General features: G+C 64.8%; 14 protein-coding genes. 4 read left to right on the top strand and 10 right to left on the bottom strand.

All coding sequences use genetic code 11. The features are described from left to right. Positions 1-6: 6 nt before the first annotated feature. Entirely contained in the window at positions 7-792 is a 786-nt protein-coding gene (locus BraRD5C2_RS21680; RefSeq protein ID WP_223971276.1) for a 2-keto-4-pentenoate hydratase, read from the bottom strand. 102 nt (positions 793-894) lie between these two features. After that, positions 895-1434, bottom strand: coding sequence for a L,D-transpeptidase family protein (locus BraRD5C2_RS21675; RefSeq protein ID WP_223971274.1), 540 nt, complete (start codon positions 1432-1434; stop codon positions 895-897). Positions 1435-1677: 243 nt separating this feature from the next. Here BraRD5C2_RS21675 and BraRD5C2_RS21670 point away from each other — a divergent pair, with 243 nt between their 5' ends. Next, entirely contained in the window at positions 1678-2364 is a 687-nt protein-coding gene (locus tag BraRD5C2_RS21670; protein ID WP_016841446.1) for a response regulator transcription factor, read from the top strand. A gap of 57 nt (positions 2365-2421) precedes the next feature. Then, complete coding sequence (locus BraRD5C2_RS21665; protein ID WP_223971271.1) at positions 2422-2862, top strand: Crp/Fnr family transcriptional regulator; 441 nt, start codon at positions 2422-2424, stop codon at positions 2860-2862. Positions 2863-3023: 161 nt separating this feature from the next. Here the strand turns inward: BraRD5C2_RS21665 and BraRD5C2_RS21660 are convergent, their stop codons facing one another. The 4 genes from BraRD5C2_RS21660 to BraRD5C2_RS21645 all read right to left on the bottom strand — a co-directional run bounded on the left by BraRD5C2_RS21660 (position 3024) and on the right by BraRD5C2_RS21645 (position 8699). Beyond that, positions 3024-3839: an exodeoxyribonuclease III gene (locus BraRD5C2_RS21660; RefSeq protein WP_223971269.1), complete on the bottom strand. Its 816-nt coding sequence runs from the start codon at positions 3837-3839 to the stop codon at positions 3024-3026. A gap of 205 nt (positions 3840-4044) precedes the next feature. Next, positions 4045-4869: an outer membrane lipoprotein carrier protein LolA gene (locus BraRD5C2_RS21655; protein ID WP_223971266.1), complete on the bottom strand. Its 825-nt coding sequence runs from the start codon at positions 4867-4869 to the stop codon at positions 4045-4047. Between the two features lie 100 nt (positions 4870-4969). After that, positions 4970-7456, bottom strand: a complete 2487-nt coding sequence (locus tag BraRD5C2_RS21650; protein WP_223971263.1) for a DNA translocase FtsK — start codon at positions 7454-7456, stop codon at positions 4970-4972. A 16-nt stretch (positions 7457-7472) separates the two neighbouring features. Then, the gene (locus tag BraRD5C2_RS21645) at positions 7473-8699 is read right to left on the bottom strand and encodes an aminotransferase class I/II-fold pyridoxal phosphate-dependent enzyme (protein WP_223971260.1); all 1227 of its coding nucleotides are present in this window, start codon (positions 8697-8699) and stop codon (positions 7473-7475) included. A 180-nt stretch (positions 8700-8879) separates the two neighbouring features. On the opposite strand from BraRD5C2_RS21645, the gene BraRD5C2_RS21640 reads away from it, so the two are divergent. Both BraRD5C2_RS21640 and BraRD5C2_RS21635 read left to right on the top strand, forming a co-directional pair. Beyond that, positions 8880-9353: an NUDIX hydrolase gene (locus tag BraRD5C2_RS21640; protein ID WP_223971257.1), complete on the top strand. Its 474-nt coding sequence runs from the start codon at positions 8880-8882 to the stop codon at positions 9351-9353. A 144-nt stretch (positions 9354-9497) separates the two neighbouring features. After that, a complete protein-coding gene (locus BraRD5C2_RS21635; RefSeq protein ID WP_223971255.1) occupies positions 9498-10271 on the top strand; it encodes a GGDEF domain-containing protein in 774 nt (257 codons plus the stop codon). Between the two features lie 34 nt (positions 10272-10305). On the opposite strand, the gene BraRD5C2_RS21630 is transcribed toward BraRD5C2_RS21635, so the two are convergent. The 4 genes from BraRD5C2_RS21630 to BraRD5C2_RS21615 all read right to left on the bottom strand — a co-directional run bounded on the left by BraRD5C2_RS21630 (position 10306) and on the right by BraRD5C2_RS21615 (position 13658). Beyond that, on the bottom strand, positions 10306-10710 hold the full coding sequence (locus BraRD5C2_RS21630) for a GFA family protein (RefSeq protein ID WP_207834147.1): 405 nt from the start codon (positions 10708-10710) through the stop codon (positions 10306-10308). Between the two features lie 202 nt (positions 10711-10912). Continuing rightward, positions 10913-12361 carry an ammonium transporter gene (locus tag BraRD5C2_RS21625; RefSeq protein ID WP_223971253.1) on the bottom strand — a complete coding sequence of 483 codons (1449 nt, stop codon included), beginning with the start codon at positions 12359-12361 and terminating at the stop codon, positions 10913-10915. Positions 12362-12400: 39 nt separating this feature from the next. Then, a complete protein-coding gene (locus BraRD5C2_RS21620) occupies positions 12401-12739 on the bottom strand; it encodes a P-II family nitrogen regulator (RefSeq protein ID WP_029080945.1) in 339 nt (112 codons plus the stop codon). A gap of 316 nt (positions 12740-13055) precedes the next feature. Beyond that, complete coding sequence (locus BraRD5C2_RS21615) at positions 13056-13658, bottom strand: ATP-dependent Clp protease proteolytic subunit (protein ID WP_223971251.1); 603 nt, start codon at positions 13656-13658, stop codon at positions 13056-13058. Positions 13659-13664 lie beyond the last annotated feature (6 nt).

Below are 13664 nucleotides of genomic sequence, written 5' to 3'. Positions count from 1 at the left end.
CACGGCTCACGCGAACTTCACCGACACCTTTCCGATCGCGCCGAAGTCCGCCGCGAACACGTCGCCGGCCTGAATCGGCAGCGGCGGATGGCAGGTGCCGGTGGTGACGACTTCCCCTGCCCGCAACGTCAGCCCCAGCGCACGCAGCTCGTTGGCGCACCAGGCGAGTGCGACACGGGGATCGCCGAGCACGTTCTTGCCGTGGCCGATGTAGCGCTCGCCGCGCAGCGTGATGGTCGGGCGTTCTTCGACCAGATCGATCGCGCGCCAATCCGCTGATGTTGCAGGTCCGAGCACGAACAGATGTGCGCAGGCATTGTCGGCGATCAGCTGCGCCTCGCCGGCTGATGTGAAATCGGTGAAGCGCGAATCCGGAATCTCGATTGCGGGATGCAGCGTGCCGACGGCATCGAGCACTTCGCTTACGCTGTACGGCGTCGCGCGCGGCGCGAGATCGCGCGCCATGCGGAAGGCGTATTCCGGCTCGCCGACGCGCATCGCGTTGCCCTTCATCGATGCGGTGCCGCCATCAGCGATCAATGTTTCGGCGAGGATGCGCCCGGCCAGCGGCCCTGCGACATTGATATGCTTCTGGCCGGCCGCGCTGGTCGCCGCGATCTTCCAGCCGAACAGTTTTTCGCCCGATGTCTTTTTCAGTTGAGCCTGCACCGCGTAACCCTCGGCGCGGTCGCGCGGCCGCATGGCGCCGTCGAGCGCGGCGAGTTTCGTTCCCGCGTGCCAGTGATCGCGCAGGACCTTGGCGGCGGCGGCGATCCGGTTGTTGTCGAGCATGCGATTTCGTCCCTGCGGGAATTTTCTGTGTTGCGCATGATCTCAGCACAAGCGCGTCGCGTTTGTCGCGTGGGAAAACCGATGCTCAGCTATTCCAGAACTTTACTCGATGATGATCCGGGTCTGCGGCGACATCCGTCGCAACAGCCGCAGCATCGACGCCTTGGTCATCGAGACGCAGCCCGCGGTCGGCCCGAAATTCGGCCGCGCCAGATGCAGGAAGACGGCGCTGCCGCGGCCGGCGATGCGCGGTGCCGCGTTGTGGTCGATCTCGACAATGAAGTCGTAGAGGTGATCCTCGCGCGTCAGGCGGTCGCCGGCCTGCTCGCGGTCGAGCCGGATCGGCTGGTTGTAATGGCGGTCGGCGGGGTCCTCGCACCAGGCGTCCTCGCGGCGGATCGGCCGGGCCGGCAGGAAGGTCACGGGACGGCGGTGCCGGTCGGCGCGCCACCAGAGCTGCCTGGGGTGGAAGATGCCGCGCGGCGTGCCGCCGTCTCCTTCGCGCTTGTTGGCGAGGATTCCGCCACGTCCAAGCGCCACCGGAACAGTCCAGCCATCGGCCGTCAGCCAGCCCCGGCGCGGATCGCCGGCGGCGCTGCGGACCTCGATGGCGGAGAGCGGGCGATCACGTTTCGCTGTCATATAAGTGATTGAAATAGCTGATCTTCCTCTAAGAATCGTTCAAAACTGAACTTGCCTTGGAAGCCCCAAACATTCTATCTCCCGGCATTACAGGACATTCACGTCCTGCCCCGCCGGATTTGAGGTAGACTGCCGCTGCCTTGTGAATCGGTAACGACGGCCTACCTGAGCACGTATCTAGCCGATGCTACGGCCAGAAGCGCCCCCCGCTTCTGACCGCCCCGCCCCCGAAGGATTGTACCTATGGCCAATGCCCGCAAGATCTTGATCGTGGATGACGATACCGATCTGCGCGATACGCTGGTCGAGCAGCTGTCCCTGCACGAGGAATTCGAAGCCTCCGCAGTCGACACCGGCGCCAAGGGCGCCACTGCCGCCAAAGCCAATTCTCCCGACCTGGTCCTGATGGATGTCGGCCTGCCCGACACCGACGGCCGCGAAGTGGTCCGCAGCCTGCGCAAGGGCGGCTTCAAGGCCCCGATCATCATGCTGACCGGCCATGACACCGATTCCGACACCATCCTTGGCCTCGAAAGCGGCGCCAACGACTATGTAGCGAAGCCGTTCCGCTTCGCGGTGCTGCTGGCCCGGATCCGGGCGCAGCTGCGCCAGCACGAGGCCAGCGAGGACGCGGTGTTCTCGGTCGGCCCCTACTCGTTCCGGCCCGGCTCGAAGATGCTCACCGGCGCCAATGCCAGGAAGGTGCGGCTGACCGAGAAGGAAACCGCGATCCTGCGCTTCCTCTACCGCGCCGGCCAGATGCCCGTGTCGCGCGAAACCCTGCTCCAGGAAGTCTGGGGCTATAACTCCGGCGTCACCACCCACACGCTGGAAACCCACATCTACCGCCTGCGCCAGAAGATCGAGAAGGATGCCGCCAACCCGGAAATCCTGGTGACGGAAGCCGGTGGCTACAAGCTGGTGCCGTGATACGCTTCGCGCTCAACGATTCGTGAAATCGAGGCGCACTGCGATTACCGGCCCTGAATGTCGATCGATGATGACGTAGCCCTGCTTGAGCAGGTCCCGACGATGCGTCTGTTGGGCGACAGCTCCTTGCGCATGCTGGCGATCGGCTCCGAGCAACGCGATTTCAACGCAGGCGAAGTGCTGTTCAAGGTCGGCGACGCCGCGGACGCGGGCTATGTCGTGCAGCGCGGCACGTTCCGGGTCGAGGAAGGCGGCGCCGAGATCATCGCCGGCCCCGGTGCGCTGATCGGCGAGCTCGCATTGATCGTCGCGATGAAACGGCCCTCGACCGCGACCGCGCTGGAGCGCGGCTCGGTGATCCGCGTCGCGCGCAGCCTGTTCCAGCGCGTGCTGGAAAGCGATCCGGCCGCCGCCCGCCGCCTGCGCGACGAACTCGCGCTCCGCACCAGCCAGCTGGCGAGCGATATTTTGATCGCGGGCGGGAAGCTGAGCACGTAGCCGCTGTCGTTGCGGCGAGACCTGTTTTATCCCGTCATCCTGAGGTGCGAGCTCTCGCGAGCCTCGAAGGATGCACGGCCCGGCTGGTGGCCGTCGACCCTTCGAGACGCGCTTCGCGCTCCTCAGGGTGACGGAACACAGTTGCTGCTCTGGCAGCGAGTCTAGACCTCCATCACCGCCGTGACCGGCACATGATCCGACGGCCGCTCCCAGCTGCGGGCGTCGCGGGTGATCTTGAAGTCGCTGACCTGATCCTTCAGAGCGCGCGAGACCCAGATGTGATCGAGCCTGCGGCCGCGGTCGCCGACGGTCCAGTCCGCGGCGCGATAGCTCCACCAGGTGTAGACTTTCTCCGACATCGGGATTCGCTCGCGCGCGACGTCGAACCATTCGCCATGCGCCTGCGCTGCGAGCAGCTTCTCGGTCTCGACCGGCGTGTGCGAGACCACCTTCAACAGCTGCTTGTGCGACCACACGTCGTGCTCATGCGGCGCGACGTTGAGGTCGCCGACCAGGATGTGGCGGTCGTCGCCGCGCGGATGCAGCGGCTCGCACGCCTTCATCTCGTCGAGGAATTGCAGCTTGTGCTCGAACTTCGGATTGAGCGCGGGATCGGGAATGTCGCCGCCGGCCGGCACGTAGAAATTATGCAGCACCAGTGGCTTTGAGAGCTGCGCCTTCTCGCCGAACGAAACTGAGATGTGCCGCGAGTCGATTTTGTCGCAGAACGTCCTGATGTCGGTGGTCTCGAACGGCAGGCGCGAGACGATGGCGACGCCGTGATAGCCCTTCTGCCCGTTCAGCGCGACGTGCTCATAGCCGAGCCGCTTGAAGCGCTTCAATGGAAACGCATCGTCGATGCATTTGGTCTCCTGCAGGCACAGCACGTCCGGCCGCGCGCTCTTCAGGAATTTGGCGACGATGTCGATGCGCAGGCGCACCGAATTGATGTTCCAGGTGGTGACGGAGAACCGCATGAGGGGTGCGTCTTAGCACGGTTCTCGGCGTGGGTTAGCGCTTTGTCCACAAGCAAGGATTCGTAGGGCGGGTTAGCGCAGCGTAACCCGCCGCACTTGCGCGGAGGAATGGCGGGTTACGCCTTCGGCTAACCCGCCCTACGAATCTTTCGAATTTGCGGAGGCGGCCCCTCACCCGCAAGAGCGGGGCGAGGGAGAAGAGCGGCTAGCCCGGCGATGAACCCGGATAGGTCGTGAAGTCGATCTTGAACAGCCCCGGATCGGGCTTCTGCGTCGCGTCGAGATTATAGACCGCAACGGTCGTGTCGTAGCCCTGCGGGTCGGTGACGGTCCACTGCTTGAGCTTGCCGTCCTTGGCGCCGATCATCAGCAGGAAGCGGCTGGTGCCGACCAGCGCCTGCTTCTCCTCGATCGTGATGCTGACGAACACGTCGTCGGCGGTGACGCTGACGACGTTGGTGTCCTTCATCAGGTCTATGCGGTCCGACAGCAGATAGCGCAGCGGGGTCTGCGACAGCGGATAGATGTCCTGGGTGGCGAGCCTGCGGTCGCGCACCGCGACCGACGAGCCGTCGGCGATCACCTCGATGGTGCTCGGATTGTCATATTCGAAGCGCAGCTTGCCGGGCTTCTGGATGTAGAAATCGCCCTTGGTCTTCGTGCCGTCGGGACCGACCTGGACGAAATTCCCGACCAGGGTCTGCAGCGACGACAGATAGGCCGAAACCTTGGCGGCCTGCGCCTTCTGGTTGGCGTCGAAGGTCTGGAAGATGTTGGCGGGGACGTTGCGGCGCGGATCGGGAATCACTGGCTCCGGCGGTGCCTGGGTGGCGCCGGTGGTGGCCGGGCCCTTGTCCGCATTGCTCTGCGCGCCGGCGTCCTTGGCCTTCGGCGCGGCCTTCGGTCCGGCGTTGGCTACGGGTTTCGGCGTCGCCGGCGCGTTTTGCGCAGCCGCGCCGCCGGCGATCGCGGCGGTGACGAGAAGAGCCAGCGCAGTGCGCGTGCCGCGGTCAATGAGATGTTTTGCCATCAGATATGTCAGGTCTCTGTTCGACGCTCGTCCCGCTTCGCCGGATTTTATCCCGCCTCTTCCGAGGGAGATATGGTTTTTCCGTGATGATCGCCCCCGATCAGAACTGGCCTTCTTCCTCCCCGACCAGGATTTCGCGCTTTCCGGCGTGATTCGCCGGGCCGACGATGCCCTCAAGTTCCATCCGCTCCATCAGCGAGGCGGCGCGGTTATAGCCGATCTGCAGCCGGCGCTGGATGTAGGAGGTCGACGCCTTGCGGTCGCGCTTGACGATCGCAACCGCCTGCGTGAACAGATCGCCGCCGCCGTCGCCACCCATGCCGGTGGCATCGAAAACGGCGCCGTCCTCGTCGGTCGGCTCTTCCGCGGTGACGGCTTCGAGGTATTCCGGCTGGCCCTGCGTCTTCAGGTGACGCACCACCTTCTCGACTTCCTCGTCGGACGCGAACGGGCCGTGCACGCGGCTGATGCGGCCGCCGCCCGCCATATAGAGCATGTCGCCCTGGCCGAGCAGTTGCTCGGCGCCCATTTCGCCGAGGATGGTGCGGCTGTCGATCTTCGAGGTCACCTGGAAGGCGATGCGGGTCGGGAAGTTGGCCTTGATCGTGCCGGTGATGACGTCGACCGACGGACGCTGCGTGGCGAGGATCACATGCAGGCCGGCGGCGCGCGCCATCTGCGCGAGGCGCTGCACCGCGCCTTCGATGTCCTTGCCGGCGACCATCATCAGGTCGGCCATTTCGTCGACGATGATGACGATATAGGGCAGCGGCTCGAGGTCGAGCTTCTCTTCCTCGTAGATCGCCTTGCCGCTCTCCTTGTCGAAGCCGGTGTGCACGGTGCGCGTCAGCTCTTCGCCCTTGCCCTTGGCTTCGACGAGGCGCGCATTGTAGCCGTCGATGTTGCGCACGCCGAGCTTGGCCATCCGCTTGTAGCGCTCTTCCATCTCGCGCACGGCCCATTTCAGCGCGACAACGGCTTTCTTCGGATCGGTGACGACGGGCGTCAGCAAATGCGGGATGCCGTCATAGACTGAGAGTTCGAGCATCTTCGGGTCGACCATGATCAGGCGGCACTGATCCGGACGCAGCCGGTAGACCAGGCTCAGGATCATGGTGTTGATCGCGACCGATTTGCCGGAGCCGGTGGTGCCGGCGATCAGCATATGCGGCGTGCGCGCGAGGTCGATGATCACGGGATCGCCGCCGATCGTCTTGCCGAGGCACAGCGGCAGCTTCGCAACCGAATCGACGCTTTCCTTGGCGACCAGCAGCTCGCGCAGATAGACCTTCTCGCGATGCGCGTTCGGCAACTCGATGCCGATCGCATTGCGGCCAGCGACCACGGCGACGCGCGCAGACAATGCGCTCATCGAGCGGGCGATGTCGTCGGACAATCCGATCACGCGCGACGACTTGATGCCGGGCGCGGGCTCCAGTTCGTATAGCGTGACCACCGGGCCGGGGTTGGCCTTGACGATCTCGCCACGCACGCCGAAATCTTGCAGCACGCCTTCGAGCGAGCGCGAGTTGGCTTCGAGCTCGGCCTTGCTCAGCGGCTGGCGATCGCTCGCCTTCGGCGCACTGAGCACGGAGACCGACGGCAGCTCGAACTTGTCGGAGTTCTTCTTCTTCGGCTTCGGCTCGGCCTTCTTGCGCGGGGCGCGGGCGACGGGAGCTTCCTCCTCGTCATCCTCTTCTTCCTCGTCGTCGAAAGCCTCGGCCTCGTCTTCGTCCTCGGCATGGTCGTCGGCCGCCGGCGCGATCGAGGGCGCGGCGCGGCCGCCGCCGATGTTGGGCTCTTGGCGCTCGAACGCCGCACTGCTGCGGCCCTGCGCTCCGCTCGACACGAGCGATTTATAGGCGGTACCGAACAGCCAGCCGAGCCGGGCTTTTGCGCTCATCAGCGCGTGGAATAGCCAGCCCAGCGATACCGAGCTGCGGTCGTTGTCTTCCTCTTCGACGAACGGCTCGTCGTCGTCAGCGATCGGCGTCAGCTCTTCGTCTTCTTCCTTGGCGCCCCAACCGCAGGCGAACAGGAAGGTCGCGGCCATCGCGACAAACAGGATCAGGCCGAGCACGACGCGATAGAGGAAGCCGGGCGGCCCGAACACGACGGCCGGCGTGCGCAGCAGCGCGTCGCCGACCACGCCGCCGAGCCCGGTCGGCAGCGGCCATGACGTATTGTGCGGCCAGCAGCTGGCGAAGCCCGCCGCGATCACCGTGCACAGGATCCAGCAGCCGAGCCGCAGCGCCTCGCGGTCGAACGGACGATGCGTCAGCATCCGCCAGCCCCATACCGCCACCGGCAGCAGCAGCATGATGGCGCCGAGGCCGAGAATCTGCATCAAGAGGTCGGCGCCGATTGCGCCGGGATAGCCGAGCACGTTGCGGATCGCGCGCGAGGTGGCATGACTGAGCGACGGATCCTGCACCGACCAGGTCATCAGCGCAGCGGTGATGGCGCCCGACAGCGCGATCAGGCCAAGCCCAGTGAGTTCGCGCAGCCGCCGCGCCAGCGCCTCGCGCAGCGAGAGCGGCAGATGGCCGACCAGAGGGATGACACGTTCGATCGCTGGCATACTCAATCTTCGCGCTTCGCGATTAACCCAGGGTTTCGACCAGGCGATGCATCGCCTCGGCCGTTGATTCACTGTCGGAGACCAGCGCAAGCCGGATATAGCCCGCGCCAGGATTGGAACCGTCGTTCTGCTCGCGCGCCAGATAGCTGCCGGGAATCACGCGAACGCCGGCGTCGCGATAGAGTCTGACGGTCACCGCCTCGTCGCTGCCGCGATCGGTGACGTCGAGCCAGACGCAGAAGCCGCCGGCGGGACGCTTGTAGCCGTAGCGGTTGCCGAGGATCTGGTCGGCGAAATCGAACTTGATGCGATAGAGCCTGCGGTTCTCCTCGACATGCGCCTCTTCGCCATAGGCGGCAACCGCGACATGCTGCAACGGCACCGGCACCTGCGGTGCGGCGACATTGCGCAACTCGAGGAACGCGGCGAGAAACTTGCGGTCGCCGGCGGCGAAGCCGACCCGCATGCCCGGCAGGTTCGAGCGCTTCGACAGCGACTGGAACGCCACGACATTGCGGAAATCGGGACCGGCGCATTCCAGCATGCTGCCTGGCGCCTCGCGGGTATAGATCTCCGAGTAGCACTCGTCGGACAGGATCATGAAGCCGAACCGGTCGGCGAGCTCTTTCAGACGCGCGAAATAGGCGCGCGAGGCGACCGAGCCTTGCGGATTGGCCGGCGAGGCGATGAAGAACGCGACGGTGCGGGCCCATGTCGCCTCGTCGATCGCATCGAGGTCGGGCAGGAAACCGTTGGCGAGCGTGGTCGGCAGATGGATCTGCTCGCAGCCGGCCGCGCGCGCGCCGGCGCCATAGGCCGGATAGAACGGATTCGGCATCAGGATCGCCGGCCGTCCCTTGCGCGGGGCGACGTAACGCGCGGCTGTGATCGCCGCGAAGAACAGCCCCTCGCGGCTGCCGTTGAGCACCAACACCTCGCTCTCCGGATCGACTGGACGCGGCAATTGGAACCGGCTTCCGAGCCAGGTCGCGACCGCGCGGCGGAACGGCTCGATGCCCTTGGCCATCGGGTAACGGCCGAACTCTGCGGTGTGTTTTGCCAGCACCGGCCCGACGAAGTCGGGCACGGGATGCTGCGGTTCGCCGACCGACAGTGTAATCAAGGGCTTAGCCGGCTGGTACGGCGCCAGCAGTTCGGTGGTTCGCACGAATGGGGAGCGCTCGGCCTGGCCGGCGGATGTGGCATCGGCGGCGCCCTGCGCCACGCCGGATGAGGCGGTCATTGCCATGGTTGAAATGCCAGCACTTTCACTGCGGTCGGAGGTGAGGGGGAGCCGACCGTAAACCGATCAAATCACCATAGATAGGGCGAGGTTAAGACGCGATTAACCATCGGCGGCGCGACACGTTTGGCCGGCGCGTGATATCAGCGCTCCTCTCAGAAAACCGCTTCAAAATTGCTCCGAGCCATGATCCACCGCCGCGCCGTCAGGGCGCTCATCATCACGGGCGAGCGCGAAGTCCTGCTGATGCGGATTCGCCCGCCGCACGGCGGCGACTGTTTCTGGATCGCGCCCGGTGGCGGCATCGAGGGCGATGAGACGCCGGAAGCGACGTTGCAGCGGGAACTGGCCGAGGAATTGGGGCTGATCGATTTCGCGCCCGGCCCCGCCGTGTGGCGGCGTCATCACATCTTCAACTGGGGCGGCCGGCGGATCTCCCAGAAGGAAGAATACCGGATCGTTCACACGGATCGGTTCGACCCTGTCATGGCCGACAAAGCCGAGGCGAAGGTGCTCGATTGCTTCAGGTGGTGGGCGATCGCCGATCTATCCGGCGCGGACGAGCGCCTCACGCCGCTGTCGCTGGCCAATATCCTCGAAAGCTATCTGAGTGACGGCGCGCCAAGCGAGCTGCCGGACGAAGAAATCCTGGTCGACTGACGCCGCTTGCTGGTCATTGCGGTGCATTCGAGTGATCCGCTTTACCCACCATTAAGGCCAGCGCGGGCGTCACGAGTTCCTTCAGCAATTCGCAACACAGCACGACCGAATGATCCCGCGGATTGCGAGGATCTGCGGACGGACATGGCCATCAGGATCGAGACACGCGGCGATGTTCTGCGCCGCACCGGCAAGGTGATGGTCATTGCCGCCGGCATGACCGCGGTGATGTCCTTCACCATCGGCATGCTGGTGTTCGGCCGCGATCTGGCCGCGCCGATCACGGTCGGCCAGATGCAGCTGTTCGGGCTCACCGCCGGTGTGTTCATTTCGATCGCGCTCAGCGGCGCGATGTCCTATCGCGCCGGCCTGTTGATGCTGGAGCTCGCGCATACCCGCCGTCAGCTCGCCCAGATCTCGCAGACCGACCAGCTGACCGGCCTGTTGAATCGCCGCGGCTTCGACACTGAGGCCGCCGCGGCGCTCGACCAGGCGCAGGCGGACGGCGCGTCGGTTGCGGTTCTGATGTGCGACATCGACCATTTCAAGTCGATCAACGACCGCTACGGACATGAGATCGGCGACAAGGTGCTGGTCGAGATCGCCGACGTTCTGCGCCAGTTCGCGAGCCGGCACGGCGCGCTGGTCGCCCGCTACGGCGGCGAGGAATTTGCAGCTGTGGTGACCGGCCTGAGCCACGAGCAGGCCGCGCAAGGCGCCGAGGAAATCCGCCGCGACTGCGCAGGCCGGACCATCCTCGACGGCGTGACCCTTCTGCCGGTGACGATCAGCATCGGCTTCACCTTGAAGGACTCTGGCTTCGATCTGAGCGGCCTGATGCGAACCGCCGACCAAGCGCTCTACGCCGCCAAGCGCCACGGCCGCGACCGCGTCGAACACGCACGCGACGCGGCGTGAGCTTCGCTTCATCCGGGCTACGAATTGTAGCGCCTCACCGTGCCGGCAGCTTCTCGAATGACGGCTTGCCGTCGGGGACATGGTGGAAGGTCTGCTTGTCGCAGGTGTAGATTGTCATCTGCGGGGTGAACACACTGGGGTCGTCGAACGTGCCGACCTTCAGGATCGTGGCGGGCAGGCCAGGCACCTTGGTCACGAGATGGGTGCCGCATTCCGGGCAGAATTCCCGCGTCACGGCGCGCTCAAGGTCCTTGCGGGTGAACTGCTTGGGTTGGCTGGCGGTGTATTTGAAGCCGGTGGTCGGCATCGCCATGAACATGTTCGGTCCGCCGCCGGTGATGTACTGGCATTCGCGGCACAGGCACTGCGCCGCCATCATCGGTTCGCCTTCGGCCTCATAGCGCACGTTGCCGCAATAGCACCTGCCTTGCACCTTCATGACGTCCTCCCGTTTTTGTTCTCTGTAGCCTGTTGTTCCACGATAGCAGGCAATTCCGACATTATTTTCTCAATCCGCAGAAAAAAGAAAGGGGCTCCAACTTGCGCTGGAGCCCCTCAACGGTCCGGACATTGCCGGGTATGTGCCCGAACCGTAGTTCTGGGAACGACCGCTTGGGGAGGTCGCGTCCCGGGAGAACCTCTTACATGTTGTAGGCGCGCTCCGTGTGCTCGGTGATGTCGAGGCCTTCACGCTCGGTCTCGACGTTGGCACGCAGGCCGACGATCACGTCCACGATCTTGTAGAGGATCGCCGAGCCGATGCCCGACCACACCAGCGTGGTGCCGACGCCCCAGACCTGCGAGGTCATCTGCGCCACGAAGTCGTAATCGGCAACCTTCGGCGGGATCGCGGTGTAGTCGATGATGCCGGCACCACCGAGCGCCGGGTTCACCAGGATGCCGGTGCCAAGCGCGCCGATGATGCCGCCGACGCAGTGGACGCCGAACACATCGAGCGAGTCGTCATAGCCGAGCGCGTTCTTCACGACCGTGCAGAAGAACAGGCAGACCACGCCGACCACGAGGCCGAGCACGATGGCACCCATCGGACCGGCGTAACCGGCCGCAGGCGTCACCGCGACGAGGCCCGCGACCGCGCCCGAGAGCGCGCCGAGCAGCGAGGGATGGCCCTTGATGATCCATTCCGCGAACATCCAGGCCAGCGCCGCCGCGGCCGTGGCCACGAAGGAGTTGGTCATGGCGAGCGCAGCGCCGCCATTGGCTTCGAGGTTCGAACCAGCGTTGAAGCCGAACCAGCCGACCCAGAGCAGCGAGGCGCCGATCATGGTCATGGTCAGCGAGTGCGGAGCCATCAGCTCCTTGCCGTAGCCGGTGCGCTTGCCGATCAGGAGCGCGCCGACCAGGCCGGCGATGCCGGCGTTGATGTGCACGACGGTGCCGCCGGCGAAGTCGATCGCACCCTTCTTGAAGATCCAGCCGGCGTCGGCGTTGATAGCGTCGAGGGCGGCCTGCGCCTTCGTCTTGGCATCGCCGTCAGCCGCAGCGGCGAGCGCCTTGGCAGCATCCTGGATCGCGTCCGGGCCCGGCCAGTACCAGACCATGTGCGCGATCGGGAAGTAGATCACGGTGACCCAGATCGGGATGAACAGCGCGATCGCGGCGAACTTCATCCGCTCGGCAAAGGCGCCGACGATGAGGGCCGGCGTGATCGCCGCGAAGGTCATCTGGAAGCACATATAGACGAGCTCCGAGATGTTGGCGTCGACCGAGAAGGTCGCAGCCTTGGAGTCCGGCGTGACGCCCATCAGGAAGGCCTTGGAGAAGCCGCCGATGAAGTCGGAGCCGCCGGTGAAGGCGAGGCTGTAGCCGTAGAGGGCCCAGAGCACGGTGACGATGCAGACGGTGTAGAACACCTGCGCCAGCACCGAGAGCATGTTCTTGGAGCGGACGAGGCCGCCATAGAACAGCGCGAGGCCCGGGATGGTCATCAACAGCACCAGCACCGTCGATGTCAGCATCCAGGCGTTGTCGCCCTTGTTGACGGTTGGCTCGGCGTAGGCGGCGGTTGCGGCAAAGAGGCCAACTGCGAGGGCCGCCAGTCCCGCGCCATAGGGACGCTTGAACGTCATGTTATTTCACTCCTGAGGTCTTAAAGGTTGAGCGCGAAATCAGAGGGCCGCGGCATCGGCCTCGCCGGTGCGGATGCGCACGGCGTGCTCGAGGCTGATGACGAAGATCTTGCCGTCGCCGATCTGTCCGGTCTTGGCGGCGGAGGTGATGGCGTCGATTGTCTTGTCGACCTGATCGGAGGCGACTGCGACCTCGATCTTGATCTTGGGCAGGAAGCTCACCGCATATTCGGCGCCGCGATAGATTTCCGTGTGGCCCTTCTGACGGCCGTACCCCTTGACTTCCGTCACCGTGAGACCGTGAACGCCAATGGCGGTCAGGGCGTCACGGACCTCTTCCAGCTTGAATGGCTTAATGATCGCCATAACAATTTTCATGAGTCCTATCCCCGCTTGGGCCCGGTGCGAACGAACACCGGGAGTTTCGACTGAGGTTCACCACGCGGAAGACATCCACTACGCGGGCACAGCCGGGACCCTTAGAATCAAATGCCGTGCCAAACGGCTCGGGTTCGCTAATGGATTATGAATCCGGACCTTTTCCCGCATTGCGGGAGCAAGCTGCTGCTGCGCTATTCCGTCGCGCCTAAAATCTAATCAGACCGGCCTAATTCATGAGCAAGCCAGGGTCTGGACACAATTCTGCTTAGCCGCGGTGCAGGCTCCGGTATTCAGATAAAGTAATGCCAGGCCATTAGGCGGCGTCGCGCGCTGCAAAAACCCTGTCGATCAGTCCCCATTCGAGCGCCTGCTCCGCCGACATGAAGTGATCGCGGTCCAAGGTCCGTTCCACGTCGGCCTCGGTGCGCCGGCAATGCTGCGCGTAGAGTCGGATGATGCGCCGCTTGGTCGCCTGCATCTCGGCGGCATGGATCTGGATGTCGGTGGCCTGGCCCTGGAAGCCGCCGAGCGGCTGATGCACGTGGAGGCTGGCATTCGGGAGCGCGGCGCGATGACCGGGCTCGCCGGCCATCAGCAGGAACGATCCCATCGACCGCGCAGTGCCCATGCACAGCGTGTGCACCGGCGTCTTGATGAACTGCATGGTGTCGTACATCGCAAGCCCGCTGGAGATCACGCCGCCATAGGAGTTGATGTAGAGGTTGATCGGCTTGTTCGGGTTGTCGGCCTCGAGGAACAGCAGCTGCGCGCAGACCAGCCCGGACATCGCATCATTGACCTCGCCGTTGAGGAAGATGATGCGTTCGCGCAGCAGCCTGGAATAGATATCGAAGGACCGTTCGCCGCGGGACGACTGCTCGACGACCATCGGGACGAGTTGCATCATGTCGCGCATCGGCGA

The sequence above is a fragment of the Bradyrhizobium sp. RD5-C2 genome, assembly GCF_019972155.1.
GTDB lineage: Bacteria > Pseudomonadota > Alphaproteobacteria > Rhizobiales > Xanthobacteraceae > Bradyrhizobium.
The sequence above is the reverse complement of the archived record's forward strand: the minus strand, read 5'-3'. Positions and strand labels throughout refer to the sequence as shown.